A 25,304-nucleotide genomic window follows, 5' to 3' on the forward strand; every position below is an offset into this window, starting at 1 on the left:
AATGAAAGACGTCTCACACCGTGACTCGTTCGCGTTCAGCGCCCGCGTACTGGGCGCGCTGTTTTACTTCGCCCCAGACAGCGAGCAGACAGCCCCGCTGGTGCAGGCACTTACCGCTGGCGAATGGATAGAGGACTGGCCCCTGCCGCCGGAAACGCTGCTGCCCGTTGCCGAAACCTTTGCTTCATCTTCCGATGAGCCGCTGATGGATGCCTGGCAACGGCTGTTTATTGGTCCTTATGCCCTGCCCGCTCCGCCGTGGGGTTCCGTCTGGCTGGACCGTGAATCCGTGCTGTTTGGCGATTCAACCCTCGCGCTGCGCCAGTGGATGCGGGAAAACAATATCGCGTTTCAGATGCAGCAAAATGAACCGGAAGATCATTTCGGCACCCTGCTGCTGCTGGCGGCATGGCTGGCCGAGAATGGCCGCGAGTCGGAGTGCGTTCGGCTTCTGGCGTGGCATCTGCTGCCGTGGAGCACCCGCTTTCTGTCGGTGTTTGTCGACAACGCCGGGCATCCGTTCTATATCGCGCTCGGCAGGCTTGCGCAGCTGACGCTGGCGGACTGGCGATCGGCGTTGGTTGTTCCGGTTGCGGAAAAGACGTTGTACCGCTAAGGGATATGGCTTGCTCGCGGGTGGCGAGCAAGCCTTTAACCAGGGTTTGGTTGTGCATCACCACCTGATTCACTCACACTTTCTTTGCTTTGAATGAACCGGAGTGCCAAATAGAGGTCTGGCGCCAGAATCATGTCATCATCATTCATCGTTGGCCGACTTTCTTTAAACCAACGTGTTAATTCCGTTTTCCTGCCCGCAAGGATTAACATAATCTGTCGGGCTTTCAGGTCACGCTTTAACTCATTAATGGTTGCCAGGACACTGATATCTGAATAGGTGAAGCAGGCCACGGCATCAATAACCACCCATTTAGGTTGTACTGCTGCACCATCAACCAGGTTCAATACCCGACGTTTAAAATAAGCCACATTAAAATAGGTCAACGGTGAGTTAAATCGATACATCAGCACGCCCGGGACCATTTTAATATCGGTTGTATTCCCTAATGAGTGGATCATTCCATTTTCGTCAGTCCCCAGTAAGTGCTCAGAGGGACGAAATACCGTACGCAGGAACTGTAACAGGCCAAGCAACACCGCAAGGCCGATCCCCTGGATTACACCGATGATTAAAACACAGCCAAACGTAAAGAAGGCCAGGCGAAATGCCTGTTTATTTCTTCGCCTCAGGTTCCATAACCCACGTAAATCAATTAATGACCACGATGCATACATTAGAACAATACCTAATGCAGATACCGGAATAAATTGTAATGGCTGCGTGAAAAATACCACCACTAAACCTATCAGTAAGGCCGCGACTATGGAAACCAGCTGACTTTTCCCCCCAACGGAATCATTAACCGCGGTCCGGGAATCGGCTCCACTGATGGCAAATCCCTGAGATAGCCCAGACATAATGTTCGCAATACCCAGTGCCCGGAACTCTGCATCAGCATTAATTTCATAGCCATTTTTCGCGGCGAAACTGCGAGCGGTCAGCATCAGACTGACAAAACTCACTAAAGCCAGGTTCAGCGCCGGGATCACTAATTCTCGCATCGGACCGGGCTGGAACGCACCCCAGTTAACGACGGGTAAACCAGGCTGGAAGCCATCCCCCCCAATCGTGGCAATACCATACTGTTGCGCAGATGTTCCCCATACCAGTATCGTTGTTATCACAATGGCAATCAGAGGTGCTGGCCAGTTGCTGCGATACGTTTTGATAACCATTAAAATAATTAACGTTAAAAGTGATATCCCTATTGTTAATACATGGCTGTCTAAAAGTCGGCCTGGCAAGGCCAGTATTTTCTCAATAACCTGTGCTTCATCGAGCTTGATCCCCAAAACCTTGCCTAATTGCCCGACAATAATCGTCACGGCTACGCCATTAAGCAACCCTGTAAGAATGGGATGAGAAAGGAGATCGGCAAGTGCACCCAGATGAAATTTACTGGCAAGCAGGCACCACCCGCCCATCATCAACGTCATGACGATCGTCAGTTGCCAGTGCAGTTCAGGATTGCCTGCAGAAAGAGGAAACACGACGGCTGCAATCACGGCGCAGGTCGTTGCATCAGGGCCAACAATAAGCTGACGTGAAGAACCAAACAGTGCATAAGCTATCATCGGTAAAACGCAGGAATAGAGCCCCACTATTGCCCCAACACCCGCCAATTCAGCATAAGCAATAGCAACGGGTAGCGCTACAGCCGCAACGGATAATCCAGCTTTAACATCATGTTTTAGCCAGCTTTTATCGTAGGCTAACAAATTTTGTAACCCTGGCATGTACTTTAACAATAATTTTCCGAGCACTTTATTCTCCGGACAGGGATTATAGCCACGTAATATTGGCACACTTCTCAGTGAGGTTATGGTTTCCAAATGCTCCGGAGTCAGGTCGATGCCTCTCAGTTCTTAATAAAACGTCAGTCAACTCATTATTCTGACTGTTGTTAAACATCATTTAAAAACTACCGCCCCATCATCTTTCCGGGGCGGCTCAAATTCGTCGCTATTGCGCGCTCATATTTATAAGCAACCTTCAATCAGAAACTGTACGTCACCTTCAGGCTTCCCGTTGGCGACGTTTTACGTTGCACGATCGGGCTATCACCCGCATCCCCCGTCAGCTGCGTTACGCCCGCGGAGGTGAGAACGCTCCAGCGCGAGGTGAGCCTGTAGGTCCAGTCAAGGTTCATCGACCAGGCGTAAATTCCCGCTCCGGCGTCATGTCGGGCAAACCCCGATGCGGTGGACTGGGCAGCATTAACCCCATAGTACGTTTGCATGTACTTGCCGGAACCCCAGCTGCCCGTCAGCCCCAGCGTCACCGCATTTTTCGACGATGTGTAGAGCGGGCTGGAAATGCCGAAATGCACTGCCTCACCGTTGTCTCTCTCAGAAACCGGGATCTCAGCCCGCAGCTGCAGATTGAGCCAGTCGGTCACCTTATACCCCAGACCCGGCACCACGATAGCGGAACCTTTGATATCGCCCATCCCCCGCAGGTAGTCGCTGCCGGAGCTGATCGAATCACTGCTCACGTCTTTATCTTTACGGCCTGTTCGATAGCTCACTGCGGCGTTGTAATCCAGGTTGCCAATGTTGTTTCCGTAACCGATACCCCGCGTAGTGCTGATAAAGAAACCATTTGCCATGGAATAATCTACTACCTGAGCTGCCGAGACCCGGCTTTTATCCGAACCCGAGTAGCGTGGCGCGACGTCCACGCCTCCCCCCAGGGTTAAGACATTGCCCTGTTTCTGCTCTGCCGCCAGTACCGGGGTTGCCAGTAACGCCAGAATAACGCCCGGCACGATGTTTTTCAGTCTGCGGCTCGGAAGTAAATAGGGGAAAGTATGACGCAGTTCGATGTTACTCATTGAAGAAGTCCTTTGGATTCAAATGATTGCAATGCCAGCGGTTTACACGCCAGAGCACTCATTCTGAATACTCACCCTGAGGTTCTTATGAGCCGAAAATGAAGAAACGCTGAAGCGCGTGCGGGCGCTGTCAACCGGACGGATTTCCTGCTACCGTTTTTTTCTTAAGTTGTTCTTCATTCACTGTTGATACAGTTACCAATGTGAAAATCTTACTAATCGAAGACGACCTGGATCTCGGCAATGGCGTACGTATCGCCCTCTCAGATCAAGGATTTGATGTCATATGGGTTCGCCGTAAAGAGGATGCGCTGCATCAGCTTGAGGTCGGCGTGCCGGAACTTATTCTGCTCGACCTGGGGCTGCCCGACGGCGACGGCATGAGCCTGATGACGCGTTTGCGCCAGCAGCTTAAGGGGATCCCCGTCATCATCCTGACGGCGCGAGGCACCCTGCAGGATCGCCTGTGCGGGCTGGATGCTGGCGCAGACGACTATCTTGTCAAACCCTTCGTTCTCGCCGAACTGCTGGCGCGAGTCAGAGCCCTTGCGCGACGCAGCTACGGTTTTGAAAATGAAGCGATAGAAATCAGGAGCTTATCGCTTCATATCCCGACGCGTCGCGTAACGGTGAACGCGCGTCACGTTGAGTTGACGGCCAGTGAATATGCGCTGCTTGAAACGTTGATGCTGCGCGCTGACCGGGTGATCACGCGGCGGTTCCTGGAAGAGAGGATATTTGGCGCGAAGGAAAATCTCAGCAATGCCCTCGACGTGCATATGGGGAATTTGCGGCGAAAAATTGGTGACGGCTATGTACGAACGGTGCGGGGCGTCGGGTATGTCATTGATACCGTCGCTATCCAGAAGGTGACAGATTAATGCGAAATGTCTGGCACCAACTGAGGCGCCCAACGCTGGTACGGCGAATTATCATCGCCCAGATGCTGCTGCTTACCCTGCTGTGGTGTCTTTTTTTAACCTTTATTTTATTGGAAGACCTGCGTAGCCCTCCGATACTCACGGGAAGTAAAACTTACGAAACCATTTTTACTCTGGTTGATCTCAGTGACGAGCGCCCGCAGGATCGTAATGATGCCCTGGAAGCATTCAGCAAAGCGTTGCGGGAAGGCTATGGCGGCGGTGAAGATCCGGAGCTGTCGATTAACCTGATCGTTCGCAAAAACAACGAGGTTATTTTCTCTTCTGATGGTGCACCTACGGGGGTAAAAAACACAAGACTGGGCGAAATGCAGCGCGTTCAGAGTGAAGGTCACGCCTGGACGAGCCGCACGCTTAAATCCCCCCACTCCGACGTGGAGGTTACCCTTTTCACCCCTGCCGGAAGCTGGAACTTCTTTATCTACCTGAACTCGCGGGGCTACTACATTATGCCGCTGCTGGTATGCATTCCTTTTCTTCTGTTTCCTGCGTGGCTGTCAATCCGCATTGCGATGCGCCCCTGGAGCAAGGTGGTTAATGAGATCTCATCACGTTCGCCTGACGATCTCTCCCCTTTAAAGGCCGTTCCCGGGCATAAGGAACTCCGCCAGATGGTGGACGCGATTAATGACTTTCTTGCCAGAGTGCGGGAAAGCGCTGAACGCGAACGGGTATTCATTGCGGACGCCGCGCACGAGCTGCGTACGCCGCTGGCCGCGATGCGCATCAACGTGGAGGCGCTGCAGTCCTGGGTGAGCAGCGAGAGCCAGCGGCAGCTGCTCGCAGGGATTGTGCGCAGCAATAGCCGGGCGGCCCGTCTTGTCAACCAGCTGCTGCTGATGATGCACAGTGAAGCGCGCATTGACACCGCGATGGAGCCCGTGCCGCTAACCTCGCTCATACAAGAGCGGATGGCTGCGCTGGAGCCGCTAGCGTCCGGGCGCAAGATTGAGCTGGAATTCTTCGCTGAGGATGAGATTTGGATCGCTGGCGTCAGGGAGCGTCTGATGTCGCTTATAGACAATCTCATTGAAAACGCCGTGAAGTACAGTCCTGAGGGCGGGCGGATTCAGGTAGAGGTACGCTCAGCAGATAAATCAGCCCAGCTACGCGTCTCCGATCGGGGGCCGGGTATCCCGGTTGAATTGCGCGAGCGCGTATTCGACCGGTTTTTCCGCGATCCCAATCAGCTGCAAAGCGGGAGCGGACTGGGGCTTGCCATTGTCAAAGCCGTTGCACAGCAGCACGGCAGCAGCGTAAACCTGAGTACTTCCGCAGAAGGTGGCCTCCTGGTGACGGTTGACTTCCCGAACCGCACGTATAGCTAAACCGGAACAGGGTGTTTGATCGCAAATGCCGCAGATTGCTTCAAAAAAATTACCGTATTTGTTATATTGTTGTTTATTGCTTATTCACCTCTGCGGTGCCAAAAAGAACAAGATTCACCGCAACCCAGGAAAGAGAAATGTTAGATTACCGCTTCCCGACAGCTTTGCAGATGGTTCTCAGCGTAGCGATGGCGGAGCAACTAGGTGAACGTTCGACGAGTGCGATTCTGGCCTACGGCCTGGAAGCCAACCCGAGCTTTATCCGCAAATTGATGGTTCCACTCACGCGTGACGGCATTATCGTCTCAACGCTTGGCCGCAACGGCTCAATTCATCTTGGACGTCCGCCGGAAGAGATTACCCTGCGCGATATCTACCTTTCAGTCACCGAAGATAAAAAACTCTGGGCGTCGCGCCCGGACGTGCCGGCCCGCTGCGTGGTCAGCGCGAACGCCTGCTGGTACTTCAAATCTATTTCCGAAGAAGCAGAGCAGGCCTCGCTCGCGGTATTAGCGCGCCACACCGTTGCAAGCGCGCTGGACGAGGTCAAGAAAGCCGATACCAGCGGGTGCGATCCTTTACCTGAACTGATTGCCCAGTACAAAAAAGCCCAGTAATTTACGCAAAAAAAAACCGCCCTCATAATGAGTGCGGTTTTTTGTTATCTGCGATATCCCTACGCAGGCAGAACCTCTCTTTCCACTTTGCCGCGCGTCACGAACTTACGCAGCGTCACGTAAAAGACCGGCGTCAGGAACAGACCAAACAGCGTCACGCCCAGCATCCCGGAGAAGACCGTAATCCCGGTGACGCCGCGCACTTCTGCGCCCGCGCCGTGGCCGAGGATCAGCGGAATGGTCCCGGCGATAAAGGCGATGGATGTCATCACAATCGGACGTAAACGCAGGCGGCACGCTTCCAGCGCTGCTTCCATGATGCCTTTACCCTGAATTTCCAGCTCGCGGGCAAACTCCACGATAAGAATCGCGTTTTTACAGGCCAGTCCCATCAGCACCACCAGCCCCACCTGCACGAAGACGTTGTTATCGCCTCCGGTCAGCCAGACGCCAAACAGCGCGGAAAGCATGGTCATCGGAACGATGAGGATCACCGCCAGCGGCAGCGTCCAGCTCTCATACAGCGCCGCCAGCACCAGGAACGCCAGCAGTACCGCGACCGGGAAGACGATCAGCGCCGTATTGCCCTGCGTGGCCTGCTGGAAGCTCAGATCCGTCCATTCAATGTTCATTCCGTTCGGCAGGATCTGCTTAGACATCGCGTCCAGCTGCGTCATCGCCTGCGCGGACGAGAGTACGCGCGGGTCGGCATCGCCAATCAGATCCGCCGCCGGGTAGCCATTATAGCGGATCACCGGATCCGGTCCGTAGGTGGTCGTGATTTTCACCATACTGCCAATCGGCACCATTTCGCCCTGGCTATTCCGGGTGCGTAAATTCGCAATATCTTCCACGCTGTCGCGGAACTGCCCGTCTGCCTGCGCCATCACGCGCCAGGTGCGCCCGAACTGGTTGAAGTCGTTCACGTACGACGAGCCCAGATAGGTTTGCAGCGTACCGAACAGATCGGTCAGCGACACGCCCTGCGCTTTCGCCTTATCGCGGTCAACCTGCACGTCGAGCTGCGGAACGTTAGCCTGATAGGTTGAGATCGGGAAGTGCATTCTCGGCGTCTGCATAATCGCACCGGACATAGTGTTCACCGCGTTTTGCAGCGCGCCATAGCCCAGACCCGCGCGATCCTGAATATACAGCGAGTAGCCTGACCCCTGACCTAGCCCCAGAATCGGCGGCGGCAGAATGGAGAAACCAAAGCCCTGCTGGATTTGCGCGATTTTCGCGTTGATCTCCGCGTTAATTTCCGCCGCAGAGTGCTTGCGCTGGTCAAACGGCTTCAGGCCAAAAAACACCGTCCCGGTATTCGGCGTGTTGGTAAACTGCAGCGCGTTCAGCCCCGGGAAAGCCACCGCGTAGTCTACGCCTTCGGTATTCATGCCGATTTCGCTCATTTTGCGGATCACCGCGTCGGTGCGCGCCAGCGACGAGCCTTCCGGCATCTTCACGCCGCCAATCAGGTAGAGCTTATCCTGTGTCGGAATAAACCCGCCGGGTACCGCTTTAAACATGACGCCCGCGGCACACAGCAGCAGCAGATACACCACAAACACCGCGCCGCGTCGGCCAAGCGTTTTGCCCACCAGCCCCTGATAGCCGTTAGAGCTACGATGGAAAAAGCGGTTAAACGGACGGAAAATCCAGCCGAACAGGCGATCGATAAGCCGGGTCGGGAAGTCTTTCGGCGCGCCGTGCGGTTTTAACAGCAGCGCGGCCAGCGCCGGAGAGAGCGTTAGCGAGTTGATGGCGGAGATCACCGTGGAAATCGCTATCGTCACCGCAAACTGCTTGTAGAACTGACCGGTTACGCCGGAGAGGAACGCCATCGGCACGAACACCGCGCACAGCACCAGCGCAATTGCGATAATGGGCCCGGAAACTTCACGCATCGCCTGATGCGCCGCCGCAAGCGGCGCAAGCCCCTCTTCAATGTTTCGCTCGACGTTTTCCACCACCACGATGGCATCGTCCACCACGATACCAATCGCCAGCACCAGCCCGAATAAACTCAGGGTGTTAAGCGAAAAGCCCAGCAGATAGAGAATGCTGAACGTCCCCACCACCGACACCGGCACCGCGATCAGCGGAATGATCGACGCGCGCCAGGTTTGCAGGAACAGGATCACCACCAGTACAACCAGCACCACCGCTTCCAGCAGGGTTTGCACCACCGCACGGATGGAGTCGCGCACGAAAACCGTCGGATCGTAAGGTGCCGCCCACTTCATATCTTCCGGGAAACGGGTGGACAGCTCGTCCATTTTGGCGCGCACCGCGTTTGACAAATCGATGGCGTTCGCTCCCGGTGACTGGAAGATACCAATCCCGACCGCGTCTTTATTGTTAAGCTGGGAACGCAGCGCATAGCTGCCGGAACCCATCTCGATACGCGCCACGTCGCGCAGTCGGACGACCGAACCGTCCTCCGACGTTTTCAGGACAATATTGCCAAACTCTTCTTCCGTATGCAGACGGCCCTGGGCGTTAATGGAGATCAGGAAATCGCTCTCTTTCGGCAGCGGCTCGGCGCCAAGCTGCCCGGCGGAGACCTGCACGTTCTGCTCCTGCATTGCCGTGACCACGTCCGAGGCGGTCAGCCCGCGGGCCGCGACCTTGTTCGGATCCAGCCAGATGCGCATCGCGTATTCACCGGAGCCGAAAATCTGAATCTGGCCGACGCCGGGCAGACGCGCCAGCTCGTCCTTCACCTTCAGCGTGGCGTAGTTGCGCATGTACAGTGAATCGTACTTACCGTTGGGCGAGAACAGATGCACCACCAGCGTCAGCGTTGGCGACTGCTTCTGCGTCGTGATGCCCAGGCGCCGCACGTCTTCCGGCAGACGCGCCTCGGCCTGCGCTACGCGGTTTTGCACCTGCACCTGCGCCTGATCCGGATCGGTACCCGGACGGAACGTGACGGTAGTAACCAGCACGCCGTCCGAGCCGGCAACGGATTTCATGTACATCATGTTCTCGACGCCGTTGATCGCCTCTTCCAGCGGCGTCGCCACGGTCTCGGCAATCACTTTCGGGTTGGCGCCCGGATACTCCGCGCGCACCTGCACGCTTGGCGGTACGACGTCAGGATATTCACTCACCGGCAGAAGCGGGATGGCGATTAATCCTGTGATAAAAATCAGAATCGACAGTACGGCAGCGAAAATCGGCCTGTCGATGAAAAAGCGGGAAAAGTCCATGGGAAGGATTCTCAGGTCAAGTGATCAGTTGAGGGCGGTGCTGGCGGTCATGGCGACGGTTTTCGCGTTCACCGGCATACCCGGCATGAACACTTTCTGTAGACCGTCAACGATGACCTTATCGCCAGGTTTCAGCCCCTGCTGCACGATGCGTAAACCGTCGGCCAGACGCCCCGGCGTAATATCGCGACGCTGCGCTTTGCCCTCTTTATCCACGATATAGACATACTTGCGATCCTGGTCAGTCAGTACCGCTTTGTCGTCAATAAGCATGGCCTGGAATTCCGCGCTGCCCGGCAGGCGCACGCGGGCAAAGAGTCCCGGCGTGAACTGACGCTGCGCGTTATCCAGCAGCGCGCGCATGCGGATCGTACCGGTACTCGGCGTGAGCTGATTATCAAGGAAATCCACTTTGCCCTGATGGGGGTAGCCCTCCTCGCCGGCAAGGCCGATCTCAACCGGTAGCGCCGTATGGTGGCTGGACGCCCCCTGCCCGTTGCGGGCGAGATTTTGATAGTGAAGATAGGTTGACTCATCCACGTCAAAGTAGACGTAAACCGTCTTCTGCGAGACCAGGGTGGTGAGCACGCTGGCGCTGTCGCCCGCGGAGACCAGATTGCCGCTGGTGATTAACGCCCGGCTGGCGCGGCCATCGATAGGAGCCGTCACTTTGGTGAAGTCGAGATTCAGCTGCGCGGCGTCTACCGCAGCCTGGGCCGCGCGAATATCGGCCTGCGCCTGAATGGCGGCCGAACGGCGCTGCTCCCACTCTTCACGGGATACCAGGTTGGTATTGATGAGTTTATCGGTACGGTTAGCCTCGCTTCGCGCCAGACTGGCCTGCGTTTTGGCTCTCTCCAGCGTCGCCTGCGCCTGCTCCAGCGCGGCGCGATAGGTTCGGTCATCAATCGTGAACAGCACCTCACCCTTTTTCACCTCCTGGCCGTCGGTGAAATTCACTTTGTCGATGTAGCCAGAGACACGGGGACGAAGCTGCACGCTTTCCACGGCTTCAATCCGGCCGTTAAAGCTATCCCACTGGCTAATGGATTTCACAACCACGTCTGCAGCATTAACGGCGGGCGCGGGCGGCGCGGCATTTTGCGCGACGCTGTCATCACATCCGACGAGCAGCACGGAGAGCATCATCGCTCCCAGCGCATTCAGATGATAGTTTCCCCAGGTTTTTTGCAGGCTCATTATTTTTATTCCGGTAATTGTAGCCGCCGGGCAAGACGCAGCGGGAGGTGCCGCGCCACTTCCTTTGTCCGGGCTGGCTTAAGGCCATTTGTGTCGTTCATCGCCACAAAACTGTAACAGTTTCGAATACACTATCGCGGCGATTGTAGGAATGCGCCTAACTAAGTGCAAGAATAATTGTTGCACTTTATGTGCTATTTGAGGCGGCGATAAAAGGCCCGTTTCGGGCAAGGATTTAAATGCAACAATAAAACTTGCAATTATCGTGAAACCAGGCCACCTTAAAATGCAACAGACAAAGATACCTTTCTATCGCTGCGTGGGGGAAACCTGATGAACACTGGCGCATTTATGCATGATTTACTCGACTGGATTGATAACAACCTCGACAGTCGCCTGGACATTGAGACCGTCTCCAGGCGCTCCGGCTACTCGAAATGGCACCTCCAGCGCCTGTTTAAAGAGCATACGGGCTATCCCCTCGCCGGCTATATTCGCGCGCAAAAGCTGCAAAAATCGGTTGAGCGCTTAGCCCACAGCGATGAGCCCATCCTGAACGTGGCAATCGCGCTCGGGTTTGACTCTCAGCAGTCGTTCAACCGCAGCTTTAAGCGCCAATTCGGTCAGGCACCTGGCGCATGGCGACGCAGTATCGGCGGCCGTGAAACGCAGCCGATGCACCAGTAGCTCACTTTTTACTGCAACATCATCCCGAAGCTGTTATACTGTATATAAATACAGTATGAGAGGTGCGTGATGGCTGTTGAAATAAAATATGTTGTCGTAAGAAAAGGTGAAGAGAAAATGACATTTGCCAGTAAGAAAGAGGCTGACGCTCACGACAAGCTGCTCGATATGGCAGACGCGTTCACCGACTGGCTGTTGCAAAGCGGAATGCAGATGGATGAAACGCAGGCTGAAAATCTTGGTCTGTATCTCGCCGAGCAGAAAGAGACCGTGCAGCATATTCTGCGCACCAGCAAGCTCCCTGCTCTCGATGCCCCTGCGGCTGACAGTAAAAAAATCAGAGCGGTAAAAGCTGCCTGATTGCCACATCGTCACCGAGCCTGACGCCGCAAGCAGTATGCTGCTTGCGGCTTTTTTATTAACGTCACGCGCCGGATTGCGGCAAGGCATCAATCATCTCTTGTAATTCATTGTACAGTCTTGCCACATGGAAACCATCGCACACGGAATGATGAACCTGAACGGCAAGGGGCAATAATACTTTGCCATCTTGTTCATAGTATTTTCCAAGCGTAAACATAGGGGCAAAAAAGTTCTTCATGTGCGCAACGTTGACGTTAAAGCTGGTAAAGCTCACCCAGGGAATACCCGATATGAAAAAGATATTTTCCCGGGATTCTTCTTTAGGCCAATAAGAAAAATTATTACCGTAGCGCGAAATGTCTTCAGCATAGGTCTTCTGGAAGTGCTGAATATTGCCATCATAATGGCTCCATAATGATGAAAAGGTCTCTGTTTCATTATGGAAAATGGTATAATTTGGATGAGCTTCATTCCATATAATAAGCTCATTGTCTCTCATGGCCATACGGAACTCCGGATGACTGTTGACGATTTTCGAAATGAGAAAAATAATAGTCGGGTAAAATTTCCAGCCGACCGCTTTGATATGTTTTAACAGCGCAGTAATATCGATTAAAACCGTCTGGTTAAACGTCGACTGAGCGAACCCCTGAAAAATCTCAAAATGTTCCTTCCTTGCCCAACGAGATAAGTCAACGGACGTATATTCAGGGGTTATTTTTTCCATTTCTAAGCCTTTAATGAGCAAGCATATCTCTGATGTTAGCCTAAATTTTTTCCATGCATTAAGCAAGCAGGCGCCTCTGGAGAAAACGGCGCGGAATAACCGCCATTACGCCCCTGAAGACGTAACGTTTCCGCTTAAAACGCGCTGACCTGCCCGTACAGCGCACTCCTCACTCAATATTATCCCTCCCTCTTCGCGCAAAGGGTGTATTGTTTTTAAATGATTAATCCCCCTGAAGAGAAACGGCGTCATGATTAACATCCTCGGTAAAACCACCTCCATCAACGTTCGTAAAGTGCTCTGGACCTGTGAAGAAGCGGGCATCCCTTACCTGCAGGAAGACTACGGCAGCGGTTTTGCCTCAACAGAAACGGATGACTTCCGCGCGCTGAACCCCAACGCCATGGTGCCGGTGCTGATGGACGACGATTTCGTGCTGTGGGAGTCCAACGCCATCTGCCGCTATCTGGCGCGCAAGGCCGGACGTCACGATCTGCTGCCTGCAGAGCCGCAGGCCTGCGCCAACGTTGAGCGCTGGATGGACTGGCAGGCAACTGAATTCAATAACGCCTGGCGCTATGTCTTCCCGGCGCTGGGACGAAAAAACCCGGACTTTAACGACCCTGCGCGCATTGCGGCGGGAATAAAAGAGTGGAACCACTGCATCACCATTCTGGAAAACCAACTGCAGCGCACCGGGGCCTTTGCGGCGGGCGAGACGTTTACCCTTGCGGACGTGGTGCTTGGGCTGTCAGTGAATCGCTGGAAGATGACGCCGTTTGACAAGCCCGACGTGCCGGCGATTGAGGCCTGGTATGAGCGCCTCAACCAGCGCCCGGCGTTTTTGCGTCACGGTAATAACGGCATGATATAAATTATTTACGCCCACACCTTGAGTAAGGATATTTTATTTAATTACTAAACCCTGATTAGCGTCAGAGGGAATAATAATTAAGCCATATCCTGGACAGCCCGTTGCACCGCTTTGCTAGCCTGACTATTCAGGCAAAGCTCAACCCGGAGGTATTCTTGCTGATTAGACTCAAGAAAGAACGAACGCATAAGGAGGATCGTCGGCTTGCCCTTTGGCTGGCGACCTCGGCAGGTTTGCTTAACGCCATCGCCCTTGGGGCATTTGGCTTTTTCCCCTCTCACATGACCGGCAATACCTCACAATTATCCAGCGAAGTCTCCTCCACCGATCTGAGCGATATGATTTTCTTTGGCTCGATTATTCTCTCTTTTGTCACCGGCGCCATCCTTGCTCGTCTTATTGTACTCTGGGGCATTATCCACAATATCAGGCTGGTTTTTTGCCAAATCCTTTTCGTCGAGGGGGTACTATTGACCGGCATCTCTCTCTACGAGATGTATTTCCACGCCCTCACGAGCAACCGCGAGATTATTATTTTTCTGTGCGGCCTGATGGGCATTCATAATTCAACCTCCACGCAGCTCTCCGGAGGGCGGGTGAGATCGACGCACATTACCGGCACGCTAACGGATGCAGGCATATCACTGGCCTCCGTGCTGGTGGCGATGCTTCGCAGGGATTACTCGAAGGATACCGCGGCACAAAAAAGTCAGCTGAAAACTCACTTAACCACCATTTTCTCGTTTATGAGCGGAGGGATTGCTGGGCTGCTGTTGTTCAGATGGATTGGGTTTAACGCCATGCTGGCGCTTGGGCTGCTGCTCGCGATTGTTGCCATTTTTTCTATCATTAGCATCTCGGTTCGCGTTCGCCGGGTTCGTGCCTCTATCTAAATAACGAACGACTCTCGGCGTAAGGGCGCCCTTTAATATGTGACACTGTCACTATTGAAAATTCGCTTTAGGACTATTCTGCCCGACACGCAACCAGCCCTTACGCCATAAGGCTTTAATTAAGGTTGTCACTAATTTCATAGGGTTACTGATTTTCCCCCTTCGCTGGAACCCTTCCCAAACGCTTGCTATAGGTCAATTACCCCTGCCGAAACATGGCATAACAACAGGCAACCGGTGGTTGCTATAACGCATGCGCACAGGGAGACACACCGCAATGCACCCATTACTCAAACGCTCGCTGCTATTTGTCGGCGCCATTCTCGTGGTCCTCGCCCTCCTCGTCTGGGGAATCGGGCTTGAGACAATCAAGGCGCGTCAGGTTGACCTGGTCTACCTCGGGCAACAGCACATGATTCTGGTTTTCTCGTCGATGTTTTTTGCCCTGCTGGTGGGCATTCCGGCCGGTATTCTGCTGAGCCGTCCGGCCGCGCGGGGCGTCGCCGAATACGTGATGCAAATCTTCAATGTCGGCAACACCCTGCCGCCGCTGGCCGTGCTGGCGCTGGCGATGGTGGTGATTGGTATCGGCGATACGCCCGCCATCATCGCCCTGTTCCTCGCCTCGCTGCTGCCGATTGTGCGCAATACCTACGCCGGGCTGTGCTCCGTCCCGTCGTCGCTGCTGGAAGCGGCAAACGGGATTGGGATGACCAAATGGCAGCGCCTGCGCCAGGTTGAGCTGCCCAACGCCTGGCCGGTTATGCTCTCGGGGATCCGCATCGCTACCGCCATTAACGTCGGTACCGCGCCGCTGGCGTTCCTGATTGGCGCCAGCAGCTACGGCGAGCTGATTTTCCCGGGCATTTACCTGAACGATTTCCCGACCCTGATCCTCGGCGCGGCGGCCACCGCCCTGTTCGCCCTGATCCTCGACACCCTGCTGGCGGCGCTGGGTCGCGTGATGAGTCCCCATCTCGCTCGATAACAATAACAAGGAGCTTTTATGAGACTGATATCCAGCCTGGCGGCGCTGTGTGCCGCGGCGCTGTTCACCGGCCAGGCGATGGCGGCCCCGCTGATTCTGGCGACCAAGAGCTTTACCGAGCAGCACATTCTCTCGGCGATGACCGTACAGTACCTGCAAAAGAAAGGTTTCCAGGTTCAGCCAAAAACCAATATCGCCACGGTGATCTCCCGCAACGCGATGATCAACAAGCAGATTGATATGACCTGGGAGTACACCGGCACGTCGCTGATCATCTTCAACCACATCAACAAGCGCATGTCACCGCAGGAGTCCTGGGAGACGGTGAAGCGCCTGGATGCGAAGCACGGTCTGGTGTGGCTCAAACCCGCCGATATGAACAACACCTATGCCTTCGCCATGCAGCGCAAGCGCGCCGAGGCGGAGCATATCAACACCATGTCGGAGATGGTGGCGAAAATTGAACAGGTTCGCAAAACCAACCCGGACAAAAACTGGCTGCTGGGCTTAGACCTTGAATTTGCCGGGCGCAGCGACGGCATGAAGCCGCTGCAGGAGGCCTATAAGATGGATCTGGACCGTCCGCAAATCCGCCAGATGGACCCGGGTCTGGTCTATAACGCCGTGCGCGACGGCTTCGTCGACGCCGGGCTGGTTTATACCACCGACGGGCGCGTGAAGGGCTTTGATCTCAAAGTGCTGGAAGATGATAAAGGCTTCTTCCCGAGCTACGCGGTCACCCCGGTGGTGCGCAAGGACACCCTGGAGGCCAATCCCGGTCTGGAAGAGGCGCTCAATACCCTCTCGGCCCAGCTCAACAACGACGTTATCACCGAGCTGAACAAGAAGGTGGATATTGACCATCAGTCACCGCAGCAGGTCGCCCGCGATTTCCTGCGTAGCAAACAGCTGCTGTAGGAGGCGCTATGGATACCGTTCACTACATTCTGGACAACTGGGACTATCTGTTAACCCTGACGCTGCAGCATCTGTGGCTGGTGGCGCTGGCCGTGGGCTTAGCGATTATCATCGGCGTCCCGCTGGGCATTTTGATTGTGCGCCACAAGTGGCTGGCGACGCCGGTGCTGGGGATTGCCACCATCGTGTTGACCATCCCGTCCATTGCCCTGTTTGGCCTGATGATCCCGCTGTTTTCGCTGATCGGTCAGGGGATTGGCGCCCTGCCCGCAATCACGGCGGTGTTTCTCTACTCGCTGCTGCCGATCGTGCGTAACACCCACACGGCGCTCGACAGCCTGCCGCCGGGCCTGCGCGAAGCCGGACGCGGCATCGGCATGACCTTCTGGCAGCGTCTGCGCTGGGTGGAAATTCCGATGGCTCTGCCGGTGATTTTCGGCGGGATCCGCACCGCCGTGGTGATGAACATCGGCGTGATGGCGATTGCCGCCGTGATTGGCGCGGGCGGACTTGGCCTGCTGCTGCTTAACGGCATCGGCGGAAGCGATATTCGTATGTTGATTGCGGGCGCGCTGATGATCTGTCTTTTAGCGATTGTGCTCGACTGGCTGCTGCACCGTCTGCAGGTGGTTCTGACTCCAAAGGGGATTCGATAATGATAAAACTGGAAAACCTCACCAAACAATTTTCACAGAAGCACGGCCAGACCTTTAAGGCCGTCGATAACGTCAACCTGAACGTGCCCGAAGGGGAAATGTGCGTCCTGCTCGGCCCGTCTGGCTGCGGAAAGACCACCACCCTGAAGATGACTAACCGACTTATCACGCCCAGCAGCGGGACGATCCTGATCAACGGCGAAGACACCAGCGGGATGGACACCGTCACCCTGCGCCGCAACATTGGCTATGTGATCCAGCAGATTGGCCTGTTCCCGAACATGACCATTGAAGAGAACATCACCGTCGTGCCGCGCATGCTGGGCTGGGATAAAGCGCGCTGCAAAGCCCGCGCCGAAGAGCTGATGGATATGGTGGCAATGGATCCGCACAAGTTCCTCCACCGTTATCCGCGCGAGATGTCCGGCGGCCAGCAGCAGCGTATTGGCGTTATTCGCGCCCTGGCGGCGGATCCTCCGGTACTGCTGATGGATGAACCGTTCGGCGCGGTGGACCCGATCAACCGTGAGGTGATCCAGAACCAGTTCCTCGAGATGCAGCGCAAGCTGAAAAAAACCGTCATGCTGGTGAGCCACGATATCGACGAAGCCCTTAAGCTCGGGGACCGCATCGCGGTCTTCCGTCAGGGGAAAATCGTCCAGTGCGCCAGCCCGGATGAACTGCTGGCGAAACCGGCGAACGAGTTTGTCGGCTCGTTTGTCGGTCAGGATCGCACGCTGAAGCGCCTGCTGCTGGTCTCCGCCGGCGACGTCACCGACCAGCAGCCGACCATTACGGTACGCGGTTCGACTCCGCTCCCGGAAGCCTTTGCAACCATGGATGATAACGATATTCGCGCGATTACCGTGGTTGACGAGCACGGCAAGCCGCTGGGCTTTGTGAAGCGTCGCGAAGCGCGTAACGCCAGCGGGACCTGCGCCGACATCCTGCATCCGTTCCGCATGACCGGCAAAGCCGAAGACAACCTGCGCGTGGTGCTGTCACGCCTGTATGAGAGCAACACCAGCTGGATGCCGATCGTGGATGAGGACGGGCGCTACAACGGCGAGATTTCGCAGGATTATATTGCCGAATACCTGAGCTCAGGGCGTACGCGCCGGGCGCTGAATATTCATAGTGAGAGCTGAGAATTATATTTACTTAGTTTTTGGATACAGCGTAGAAAAGCCCCTTCACGGGGCTTGTGTTTGGCTTATGTTGGGTTTACCAGCGAATTTCAGAAGTGAGAATAAATGCTACTGCTTTCACCATTTCGTCAAGATCGTAATTAATCTGCATTGTGATTGGCGTATGAAAATCTTCAACGGTGTATTTTTCAACCCACCCGAAAGAACGATTCATTATCATTCTTGGGGTAACCAAGCCTTCGGGCTCACCAAATGACTGATGAATCCATGCGCGAGACATGTTCTGCTGCAACGGTGTAGGGAGTTCATTCGGGAAGACCCATCCCTTTACGTCATCACGCTGAATAGACAACGTAATTTCTTTCAGTATTCTCCCTTCTCGAATAAAGGCTAAAAAAACGCCTTCGTTCACCATTGGTAAAAGTAACACGGGGTCGCCTGCAGCCCCTTTAGGGTCAGTTTTGTACGTGATTACTTCATTATCAACTAACTCTTTATAGCTCCTGCCAAGATTACGGATCAGTACTTCTACATTTACAGTCATTCGTATAACCCCGCATTACGATTCAATTCGTGAATTTTAGCCCTTGCAGCTTCAATCTGACTTTCCGTTGCACCATGCTTTTTTAATGCTGGCTTTATTGCACGTGAGCACAAAAAAGCCCCTCCCGGGGCTTGATGCTCAAGATTCTTTAAAGCCAGGTTTACCATTGGCTTTACGCCACTGCTTGACCTCTTGCACAATTCCTTCCGGACTATCATCTCGGTCTTCTCGGGGGTAGAAGATAAGATCGGAGCCGTCAGGATGTTCTGTAAGCCTTTTAAATTCCAAGATATTTTTTATATCTTCAGATTCAGAAGTAGTAGATACATCAAATATCTTTCTGACGAAATCTAAAAACTCACTTTCCGTGTAGTCGCTAATAGTTTTCAAATCACATACCTCTATGAATATCTATATGACGTTTTGGAGTAACAATCCCCATATTGTCCACATTGTAAACTTCACCACCTTCACCGATCGGCTTAATGTGATGAATCTCATATTTTATTTTTCCGCCAACCTGTTCACTTTCTCGCGGTGAAGGGGCTTTTCCTGCTCTTATATTACCTGCGTTTCCCCGTTTAAATTGTCCTGATAATTCAGGATCCCGTGCCACCTCCTGCCAGAAAGCCCCTCTGAAGCGGTCATAATTGGTAAATGACCTTCCACGCAGTCTGTCAGCTATCTGCTCTGGAATTGGAGAACCATCCCCCTTATCAGCATCTGACAGCCATACGCCACTTACTTTTTTCCCTTTGCCCGTGACTTGTCCGGGATTGTGCCTCAGATAAATATAAATCGGCGGCAGGTCAGGGAACGGCAGGATCAGAATGTAATCCGCGAAACGTTTTTCCTCCGGTGCCGGGCTGGTGGTCGCCGTTATGCCGGTGTTATCCGGCAGCGGGTCCACTATCACCGGGTTCGGCAACACTGGCCGCGTCTGGTTGCCGGTATTCCACGGTTTTTCTTCACCTGTCCGATCAGGCGTCCAGACGATGGTGACGCGCGGTTCTTCCTCCGTGGTGAAGGTGTACGCCTGAGCGCTGCTGTCATACTCCATTTTTCTGACGCGAACACTGTCCCGGCCGGGTGGCGTGTGCCAGCCACGCGGGACCGCGTTCCCGCTGCTGTCGTTCTCCCACGTATAGCGCACCCGGCTCGGGGCTTCACGCATCTGCTCCAGGCGCATACGGTCGATAAAATCCTGTTCGCCGTCGTTCAGCCTGCCGGGCATCATTCCCACCAGCAGCCCGGCCACGGATGCACCCGCTCCGGCGGTGGCTGTCTCACCCAGCCCGGCGGCACCACGTACCGCCCAGGTGCCGTAGGTCAGTGCCCTGCCGCTTATCAGCTCCAGCAGGCTTGCGCCTGCCGTGGCCGTCTGCGCGCGTGCAGCTGCAACTGCAGCAGCAACGGCGGCCTGATAATCCATCTCCTCATGGTTGCCGTTCCACCAGCGATACAGGGCGCTGCGCTTTTTCGGTTTGGGGATATCGTCTGGCTTTTTCTTTTTTGCGGTCCGGGCGTGCTGCGGGGTGTCTGAATCGGTTGCCGGGTCGCTGGCGGGCATGGCCTGAAAAAAAGCCATATCAGCAAAATTGGTATGTGGCTCGCGCTGGTCACCGGCATCATTACACCCCTCACCGCGCAGGCAGGATTTTGCGAATATCCGGTTGCGTTCCCTTTCTTCCTCTCTGCGTTTTTCTTCGGCTTCCTTTTCTGCTGCCAGTCTGGCGGTGTGTTCTTCCCTGGCAACCTCAACCGGGTCACGTCCCCGTCCCAGCCACTGACCTGCCGGAGCAATCACCCGGTTCGAACCCGGAGGGCAATCACAGTGTACTTTTGAACCGTGAACGGCTGCGGGCACCCCGTGAAATGTCACGCGTTCTTCGCCTGATACAATGACGCCCTGTTTCTCGCATTTGGCACAGGGAGTGGTTTTATCACCTACCCTGAGTATTCTGCGGCCAAATTCGGTGCTGTCCGTTATAGACGCAATACACCTGGCACCGGTAGTCGTTTTATCATTCTCAAGCGCCTGCCCCCGACCATAATTATCGGTACGGTAACCCATGCATTACGCTCCGGTAATTAGTGAGTTCGTTACTCATAAAGAATTTCCTTTTCCTTCATGTAAATAAAAAAGCAATTTTACTATGAATACGAGTTCACCAAATTTATTCAGCACTTTTGGTTAATATTTAATAATCAAATAAATGACAAAGAAAAATAAATAATATATATAGAACACCTTATAAAAGCTCATTTGCATACTGGTTGAGTTGCAACCACAATAGGACATCGTCCCCGTTTATTCGCGACCCATGCAACGTCTTCATACGTACCCCGACATCCGCGCGATGTTTCGCCGACTGCTGATTGCCACCGTCACCGGCGTGCTGGCCGCGCTGGCCGTTGCGGTGTTCCGCCACAGCATGTACCTGCTGGAGTGGCTGCTTCTGAGCAACGATAGCGGCAGCCTGGTGAATGCCGCCGCGTCGCTCTCGCCCTGGCGGCGCGCGCTGACGCCCGCGCTGGGCGGGCTGGCTGCCGGGCTGTTGCTATGGGGATGGCAACGGTTGACCGCCCAGCGGCCTCATGCCCCTACCGATTATATGGAAGCGCTGGAGACCGGCGACGGTCAGTTTGATTACGGCGCCAGCCTGGTGAAGTCCCTTGCCTCACTGCTGGTCGTGGCCAGCGGAAGCGCCATCGGGCGCGAAGGGGCCATGATCCTGCTTGCCGCCCTCGCCGCCTCCTTTTTTGCCCGGCGCTTTACGCCCAAATCGGAATGGAAGCTTTGGATCGCCTGTGGCGCCGCCGCCGGGATGGCCAGCGCCTACCATGCTCCGTTAGCGGGAAGCCTGTTCATTGCAGAGATTCTGTTTGGCACGCTGATGCTGGCCTCGCTCGGCCCCGTGGTGATTGCGGCGGTGGTGGCGCTTCTTACGACGCAACTCCTGGCACCGAATGCCGGTACGCTCTACGAGGTCCATCTGAGCGGCATTCTCACCGCGGCAGATTATGCCCTGCTGGTCGCGATGGGGCTGCTGGCAGGTCTCTGCGGACCGCTGCTGATGTGGCTGATGGCGTTCAGCCACGGGCTGTTCCTGCGCCTCAGGCTTTCGCCGCCGTGGCAGCTGGCGCTCGGCGGCTTGATTGTTGGACTGCTTTCTCTTTTGACGCCGAAGGTTTGGGGAAACGGCTACAGCGTGGTTCAGGCTTTTCTGCTCGCCCCGCCGCTGCTGTCGGTGATTGCTGGCGTGTTCATCTGTAAATTGCTGGCGGTGCTGGCAAGCAGCGGTTCGGGTGCGCCGGGCGGGGTATTTACGCCTACGCTGTTTGTCGGTATGGCTACGGGGATGCTGTTCGCGCAGCTTTTCGCGCTGTGGCTGCCGGGTTCTGAGACGGCCATGTTGCTGGGGCTGACCGGGATGGCAACGCTGCTCGCTGCGACCACGCATGCGCCGATTATGTCGGCGCTGATGGTCTGTGAAATGACCGGGCAGTATTTTTTACTGCCCGGTTTACTGGTCGCCTGCGTGATAGCGTCCGTACTGTCGCGGACGTTACGCCACGACTCGATCTACGGTCAACACGCCACCGAGGGCAGAGAGATCGATGTACTGCGCTAGCTCGCGCTGCTCGGCGCGAGGCAGATAAGGCAGCTCGCCCACCAGCGGGCCAGGCAGTTTGGTGCTCAGTACGTCGATGATCTCCGCGTAGTGCGCGAGGCCTGGATTAATACGGTTTGCCACCCAGCCAGCCAGCGGCAGGCCGTCATTAGCAATCGCCTGCGCCGTCAGCAACGCGTGGTTGATACACCCTTCCTGGATCCCCACCACCATCACTACCGGCAGCTGCTCCTGCACGACCCATTCAGACAGCGGGCGTAAATCATTCATCAGGCTGCGCCAGCCGCCCGTTCCTTCGACGACTACGTGATCGACCTGCTCACTCAGGTTCGCCAGCCCGTCGGATAACAGGGAATAATTGATCGGGCCGCTGTGCGCCACGCTGCTTTCATCTTCGCTTAACGCAATAGGATTGACCGCGTGATAAGGCAGTTCCAGCGACGAGACGCTTTGCAGCACCAGGGCGTCTTTATTTCGCAATCCCTCTGGCGTCTCTTTACTCCCTTTTGCGACCGGTTTGTACCCAGCGACGCGTTTACCGCTTGCTGTCAGAGCCTGCAGCAATGCGCGGGATACAACGGTCTTGCCGACAGAGGTATCTGTACCAGTAACAAAGAAACGCTTAAGCATGACTCACTCCACCTCTTGGGTATGCTTCGAAAATATCAACCAGGTAAATAATTCAGTGGAGGAAGTCTACGGGATGCGTGCGCTACCCGGCTTGAGATAGCGCAATTTTTCTTACATCTGCGGAAAAGAGTTAACCCTGTAACAGGCGGATAAGCAGCGAGCCGTTGTACATGGCATCTTTGACCAGCGCCGCGCCGGCCATCGTGCCCTGGTTGGAAAACTGGGTACTTTCTACCGCAATATTTCTGCTGTAGGCAGGAAGCGACTGCTGCTGAATACAGGCCGTAATCGCCGGAAAAAGGATCTCCGCCGCCTGGCTGAGCGGTGAGCCGATCAGGATTTTTTGCGGATTGAAGAGGTTCACCATAATCGCCAGAATGCGGCCTACGTTACTACCCACCCCGGTAATAATGTCCTTCGCCAGCAGATCCCCCTGACGCGCGGCGGCGCAAAGGGAATCCACCGTTAAGGGTTGGCCGTGAAGCGAGGAGCTCATGGACTGACTGAGCCTCACCTGCGCCAGTTCTAGCACGCTTTCCACGCTGGCGATCGTCTCCAGACAGCCATGGTTCCCGCAGTAGCAGCGTTTACCGTACGGGTCGACCTGGGTATGACCAATTTCCACCAGGCTGCTGCTCCCGGCGTGGAGAAGCCGTCCGTCGGTGATCACCCCCGCCCCGACGTTATGGTCGATAACCACCTGAATGACATCCCGCGCACCGCGCGACGCGCCGAACAGCGCTTCCGCCATCGTCCAGGCGCTAATGTCGTGCTGAATATAGACCGGCACGCCGGTATGGTTTTCCAGCACTTCGCCCAGCGGCATCTCTTTAACATCGTCGTAAAACGGCATGCGGTGAACAATACCATTTTCGGTATCAATAATGCCGGGCATGGTGATGGCAATCGCCGTTAAGCGTTCAAGCCGCTGCTGATGGCGAATAAAGAAGCGATCGATATGGGAGACAATCGCATCGAGAAGCGGTTCCTCGGCGTTGAGCGGCAGCTCAAGCCGGTCTTCCACCACCAGCTTGCTGCTCAGATCGCGCAGCGCAAGGAAGATCTCTCCGCGGCTGATGCGCAGCGAGAGGTAGTGCCAGGCTTCCGTCTCGACCACCAGGCCGACCGCCGGACGACCACGGCTGCCCGGCTCCTGAATTTCCGTCTCCTGGACCAGGTGCGCTTCCAGCATTTCGCGGACAATTTTGGTGATACTGGCAGGTGCCAGCTGTGCCAGGCGCGACAGATCGATACGCGAAACCGGACCAAGCTGATCAATCAGGCGATACACCGCGCCAGCGTTGGTCTGCTTAATCTGATCAATATGCCCTGGCTGACTATCAGCAACCACCTCGTACTCCCTTATTTTCGAGCTTCGAAATAAACTGTTGGCTATGGTGAAGCACTTCCATGGGTGTCGTCAAATATTTACTTAGCCTTGTGATTTACCGCACATTTTTACCCGTTTTCCAGGGAAATATCAGACCGCGGAAGCCTGGATTAACCGCTGTTTGAAGCGCTGGGCAGCATGACTCTGTTCGCGATGTTTTGACCACACCAGCCACATCTCCGAAACGGCATCCTCCTCGGCGATAGCAACCCAGCGCATCTCGCGTAGCTGTACCCGCTTAAAGGAGGCCGGGAGTATCGACACACCCAGCCCGGCGGCGACCAGGCCGATAATGGTCATCGCCTCTCCCACTTCCTGGGTAATGACCGGCGCCAGATCGTAGCGGCGCATCAGCCCCAGAATATCGTCATACAGCCCCGTCCCGACCTGCGGGTCAAAAAAGACAAACGGCTCTTTTGCCAGCTCCGCCAGCGAAACCGCCGGACGCGACGCCAGCGGGTGATCGTTCGGGATCATGGCCATCAGCGGTTCGCGCAGGATAACCTCCCATGCCAGCGTGTCCGGCAGCTGGGTATTACGCATCAGCCCCAGATCGAGCGCACCTTCGTTAAGCGGCGCAATCTGCTCGCGGGTATTAATTTCGCGCGTCTGAATATGCACGTCCGGAAAATGACGGCGGAATGACGAAAGCGTCTGCGAGACGGCGCTGATAAACGGCGCGGACGAGGTAAACCCGATGCGCAGTTCTCCGGCCTCCCCGAGATACAGCCGTTCCGCCCGGGCAGCGGCGTCGTCGACCATGCTCAGAATTTGTCGGCTGTCGATCAGAAACTGCTTACCCGCTGCCGTCAGGCTCACGCTGCGGTTGGTGCGGGCCAGAAGACGCGCCCCGACCTGCTGTTCGAGGATTTGAATCTGCTGGCTTAAAGGCGGCTGAGAAATGTTCAGCCGTGCCGCCGCGCGGCCAAAATGCAGTTCCTCAGCGACGGCGACAAAGTAGCGAAGATGACGCAGCTCGATATTCATATTTTTAAAGTATCATTTGAGATTATTAATATATTAGACAGAATATTTACATTTTCCTACCCTGAAGGCGTGGTCATACCCGTCACCAGAAATCACGGGGATGTTTAAGCAAGG

At 55.2% G+C, this 25,304-nt stretch carries 24 protein-coding genes; 13 read left to right on the forward strand and 11 right to left on the reverse strand.

Translation table 11 applies throughout. From position 1 onward, the window contains the following. Window position 1 precedes the first annotated feature (1 nt). A complete protein-coding gene (gene dmsD, locus A6013_RS00490; RefSeq protein ID WP_069732344.1) occupies window positions 2–616 on the forward strand; it encodes a Tat proofreading chaperone DmsD in 615 nt (204 codons plus the stop codon). Window positions 617–651: 35 nt separating this feature from the next. Here the strand turns inward: dmsD and A6013_RS00495 are convergent, their stop codons facing one another. Both A6013_RS00495 and A6013_RS00500 read right to left on the reverse strand, forming a co-directional pair. After that, a complete protein-coding gene (locus A6013_RS00495) occupies window positions 652–2,382 on the reverse strand; it encodes a SulP family inorganic anion transporter (RefSeq protein WP_045631623.1) in 1,731 nt (576 codons plus the stop codon). Window positions 2,383–2,615: 233 nt separating this feature from the next. Next, entirely contained in the window at window positions 2,616–3,452 is an 837-nt protein-coding gene (locus A6013_RS00500; protein WP_069732345.1) for a MipA/OmpV family protein, read from the reverse strand. 203 nt (window positions 3,453–3,655) lie between these two features. Here A6013_RS00500 and A6013_RS00505 point away from each other — a divergent pair, with 203 nt between their 5' ends. The 3 genes from A6013_RS00505 to A6013_RS00515 all read left to right on the forward strand — a co-directional run bounded on the left by A6013_RS00505 (window position 3,656) and on the right by A6013_RS00515 (window position 6,338). Beyond that, window positions 3,656–4,333, forward strand: coding sequence for a response regulator (locus A6013_RS00505; protein WP_028012995.1), 678 nt, complete (start codon window positions 3,656–3,658; stop codon window positions 4,331–4,333). Beyond that, a complete protein-coding gene (locus A6013_RS00510; RefSeq protein ID WP_069732346.1) occupies window positions 4,333–5,721 on the forward strand; it encodes a HAMP domain-containing sensor histidine kinase in 1,389 nt (462 codons plus the stop codon). Before A6013_RS00505 ends, A6013_RS00510 begins: the two co-directional genes overlap by 1 nt. A gap of 137 nt (window positions 5,722–5,858) precedes the next feature. After that, complete coding sequence (locus A6013_RS00515; protein ID WP_028012993.1) at window positions 5,859–6,338, forward strand: Rrf2 family transcriptional regulator; 480 nt, start codon at window positions 5,859–5,861, stop codon at window positions 6,336–6,338. A 59-nt stretch (window positions 6,339–6,397) separates the two neighbouring features. Here the strand turns inward: A6013_RS00515 and oqxB are convergent, their stop codons facing one another. Next, a complete protein-coding gene (gene oqxB / locus A6013_RS00520; RefSeq protein WP_069732347.1) occupies window positions 6,398–9,550 on the reverse strand; it encodes a multidrug efflux RND transporter permease subunit OqxB in 3,153 nt (1,050 codons plus the stop codon). 24 nt (window positions 9,551–9,574) lie between these two features. Next, complete coding sequence (locus A6013_RS00525) at window positions 9,575–10,750, reverse strand: efflux RND transporter periplasmic adaptor subunit (RefSeq protein WP_028012991.1); 1,176 nt, start codon at window positions 10,748–10,750, stop codon at window positions 9,575–9,577. Window positions 10,751–11,083: 333 nt separating this feature from the next. Between A6013_RS00525 and A6013_RS00530 the strand changes: the two genes are divergently transcribed. Both A6013_RS00530 and A6013_RS00535 read left to right on the forward strand, forming a co-directional pair. Beyond that, a complete protein-coding gene (locus A6013_RS00530) occupies window positions 11,084–11,437 on the forward strand; it encodes a helix-turn-helix domain-containing protein (RefSeq protein ID WP_028012990.1) in 354 nt (117 codons plus the stop codon). 69 nt (window positions 11,438–11,506) lie between these two features. Then, a complete protein-coding gene (locus A6013_RS00535; RefSeq protein WP_028012989.1) occupies window positions 11,507–11,797 on the forward strand; it encodes a YebG family protein in 291 nt (96 codons plus the stop codon). 64 nt (window positions 11,798–11,861) lie between these two features. Here A6013_RS00535 and catA read toward each other — a convergent pair whose 3' ends face one another. Further along, on the reverse strand, window positions 11,862–12,527 hold the full coding sequence (gene catA, locus A6013_RS00540) for a type A chloramphenicol O-acetyltransferase (RefSeq protein ID WP_069732348.1): 666 nt from the start codon (window positions 12,525–12,527) through the stop codon (window positions 11,862–11,864). A gap of 250 nt (window positions 12,528–12,777) precedes the next feature. On the opposite strand from catA, the gene A6013_RS00545 reads away from it, so the two are divergent. From A6013_RS00545 to osmV, 6 genes are all read left to right on the forward strand, one after another. Next, on the forward strand, window positions 12,778–13,401 hold the full coding sequence (locus A6013_RS00545) for a glutathione S-transferase family protein (RefSeq protein ID WP_069732349.1): 624 nt from the start codon (window positions 12,778–12,780) through the stop codon (window positions 13,399–13,401). 155 nt (window positions 13,402–13,556) lie between these two features. Continuing rightward, the gene (locus A6013_RS00550; protein WP_041912015.1) at window positions 13,557–14,294 is read left to right on the forward strand and encodes a YoaK family protein; all 738 of its coding nucleotides are present in this window, start codon (window positions 13,557–13,559) and stop codon (window positions 14,292–14,294) included. 277 nt (window positions 14,295–14,571) lie between these two features. Further along, entirely contained in the window at window positions 14,572–15,282 is a 711-nt protein-coding gene (gene osmY / locus A6013_RS00555; protein WP_045261451.1) for an osmoprotectant ABC transporter permease OsmY, read from the forward strand. Between the two features lie 18 nt (window positions 15,283–15,300). After that, complete coding sequence (gene osmX / locus A6013_RS00560) at window positions 15,301–16,200, forward strand: osmoprotectant ABC transporter substrate-binding protein OsmX (RefSeq protein WP_041910236.1); 900 nt, start codon at window positions 15,301–15,303, stop codon at window positions 16,198–16,200. 8 nt (window positions 16,201–16,208) lie between these two features. Further along, window positions 16,209–16,856 carry an osmoprotectant ABC transporter permease OsmW gene (gene osmW / locus A6013_RS00565; protein WP_028012983.1) on the forward strand — a complete coding sequence of 216 codons (648 nt, stop codon included), beginning with the start codon at window positions 16,209–16,211 and terminating at the stop codon, window positions 16,854–16,856. Next, window positions 16,856–18,004: an osmoprotectant ABC transporter ATP-binding protein OsmV gene (gene osmV / locus A6013_RS00570; protein WP_069732350.1), complete on the forward strand. Its 1,149-nt coding sequence runs from the start codon at window positions 16,856–16,858 to the stop codon at window positions 18,002–18,004. The genes osmW and osmV overlap by 1 nt, the downstream gene beginning before the upstream one ends. A 76-nt stretch (window positions 18,005–18,080) precedes the next feature. On the opposite strand, the gene A6013_RS00575 is transcribed toward osmV, so the two are convergent. The 3 genes from A6013_RS00575 to A6013_RS00585 form a co-directional block, all read right to left on the reverse strand. After that, a complete protein-coding gene (locus A6013_RS00575) occupies window positions 18,081–18,548 on the reverse strand; it encodes a DUF6392 family protein (RefSeq protein WP_069732351.1) in 468 nt (155 codons plus the stop codon). 138 nt (window positions 18,549–18,686) lie between these two features. After that, the gene (locus A6013_RS00580) at window positions 18,687–18,938 is read right to left on the reverse strand and encodes a bacteriocin immunity protein (RefSeq protein ID WP_069732352.1); all 252 of its coding nucleotides are present in this window, start codon (window positions 18,936–18,938) and stop codon (window positions 18,687–18,689) included. A gap of 1 nt (window position 18,939) precedes the next feature. Next, a complete protein-coding gene (locus A6013_RS00585; RefSeq protein WP_069732353.1) occupies window positions 18,940–20,622 on the reverse strand; it encodes an S-type pyocin domain-containing protein in 1,683 nt (560 codons plus the stop codon). Window positions 20,623–20,872: 250 nt separating this feature from the next. On the opposite strand from A6013_RS00585, the gene clcB reads away from it, so the two are divergent. Continuing rightward, entirely contained in the window at window positions 20,873–22,183 is a 1,311-nt protein-coding gene (clcB, locus tag A6013_RS00590) for a voltage-gated ClC-type chloride channel ClcB (RefSeq protein WP_069732354.1), read from the forward strand. Here the strand turns inward: clcB and bioD are convergent. The 3 genes from bioD to A6013_RS00605 all read right to left on the reverse strand — a co-directional run bounded on the left by bioD (window position 22,118) and on the right by A6013_RS00605 (window position 25,190). After that, window positions 22,118–22,813, reverse strand: a complete 696-nt coding sequence (bioD, locus tag A6013_RS00595) for a dethiobiotin synthase (protein WP_028012980.1) — start codon at window positions 22,811–22,813, stop codon at window positions 22,118–22,120. The genes clcB and bioD overlap by 66 nt on opposite strands. Window positions 22,814–22,943: 130 nt before the next feature. Then, complete coding sequence (mlc, locus tag A6013_RS00600) at window positions 22,944–24,164, reverse strand: sugar metabolism global transcriptional regulator Mlc (protein WP_069732355.1); 1,221 nt, start codon at window positions 24,162–24,164, stop codon at window positions 22,944–22,946. Between the two features lie 129 nt (window positions 24,165–24,293). Then, entirely contained in the window at window positions 24,294–25,190 is an 897-nt protein-coding gene (locus tag A6013_RS00605) for a LysR family transcriptional regulator (protein WP_028012978.1), read from the reverse strand. Between the last annotated feature and the right edge of the window lie 114 nt (window positions 25,191–25,304).

The organism is Enterobacter sp. IF2SW-B1, from assembly GCF_001743375.1.
GTDB classification, from domain to species: Bacteria; Pseudomonadota; Gammaproteobacteria; order Enterobacterales; family Enterobacteriaceae; genus Enterobacter; species Enterobacter bugandensis.

Bases quoted from the DNA above. Each gene is read 5' to 3' on its own strand.
- dmsD (WP_069732344.1), top strand. From the start codon at position 2: ATGAAAGACGTCTCACACCGTGACTCGTTCGCGTTCAGCGCCCGCGTA.
- A6013_RS00500 (WP_069732345.1), bottom strand. From the start codon at position 3,452: ATGAGTAACATCGAACTGCGTCATACTTTCCCCTATTTACTTCCGAGC.
- A6013_RS00510 (WP_069732346.1), top strand. From the start codon at position 4,333: ATGCGAAATGTCTGGCACCAACTGAGGCGCCCAACGCTGGTACGGCGA.
- A6013_RS00515 (WP_028012993.1), top strand. From the start codon at position 5,859: ATGTTAGATTACCGCTTCCCGACAGCTTTGCAGATGGTTCTCAGCGTA.
- oqxB (WP_069732347.1), bottom strand. From the start codon at position 9,550: ATGGACTTTTCCCGCTTTTTCATCGACAGGCCGATTTTCGCTGCCGTA.
- A6013_RS00525 (WP_028012991.1), bottom strand. From the start codon at position 10,750: ATGAGCCTGCAAAAAACCTGGGGAAACTATCATCTGAATGCGCTGGGA.
- A6013_RS00530 (WP_028012990.1), top strand. From the start codon at position 11,084: ATGAACACTGGCGCATTTATGCATGATTTACTCGACTGGATTGATAAC.
- A6013_RS00535 (WP_028012989.1), top strand. From the start codon at position 11,507: ATGGCTGTTGAAATAAAATATGTTGTCGTAAGAAAAGGTGAAGAGAAA.
- catA (WP_069732348.1), bottom strand. From the start codon at position 12,527: ATGGAAAAAATAACCCCTGAATATACGTCCGTTGACTTATCTCGTTGG.
- A6013_RS00545 (WP_069732349.1), top strand. From the start codon at position 12,778: ATGATTAACATCCTCGGTAAAACCACCTCCATCAACGTTCGTAAAGTG.
- osmY (WP_045261451.1), top strand. From the start codon at position 14,572: ATGCACCCATTACTCAAACGCTCGCTGCTATTTGTCGGCGCCATTCTC.
- osmX (WP_041910236.1), top strand. From the start codon at position 15,301: ATGAGACTGATATCCAGCCTGGCGGCGCTGTGTGCCGCGGCGCTGTTC.
- osmW (WP_028012983.1), top strand. From the start codon at position 16,209: ATGGATACCGTTCACTACATTCTGGACAACTGGGACTATCTGTTAACC.
- osmV (WP_069732350.1), top strand. From the start codon at position 16,856: ATGATAAAACTGGAAAACCTCACCAAACAATTTTCACAGAAGCACGGC.
- A6013_RS00575 (WP_069732351.1), bottom strand. From the start codon at position 18,548: ATGACTGTAAATGTAGAAGTACTGATCCGTAATCTTGGCAGGAGCTAT.
- A6013_RS00585 (WP_069732353.1), bottom strand. From the start codon at position 20,622: ATGGGTTACCGTACCGATAATTATGGTCGGGGGCAGGCGCTTGAGAAT.
- clcB (WP_069732354.1), top strand. From the start codon at position 20,873: ATGCAACGTCTTCATACGTACCCCGACATCCGCGCGATGTTTCGCCGA.
- bioD (WP_028012980.1), bottom strand. From the start codon at position 22,813: ATGCTTAAGCGTTTCTTTGTTACTGGTACAGATACCTCTGTCGGCAAG.
- A6013_RS00605 (WP_028012978.1), bottom strand. From the start codon at position 25,190: ATGAATATCGAGCTGCGTCATCTTCGCTACTTTGTCGCCGTCGCTGAG.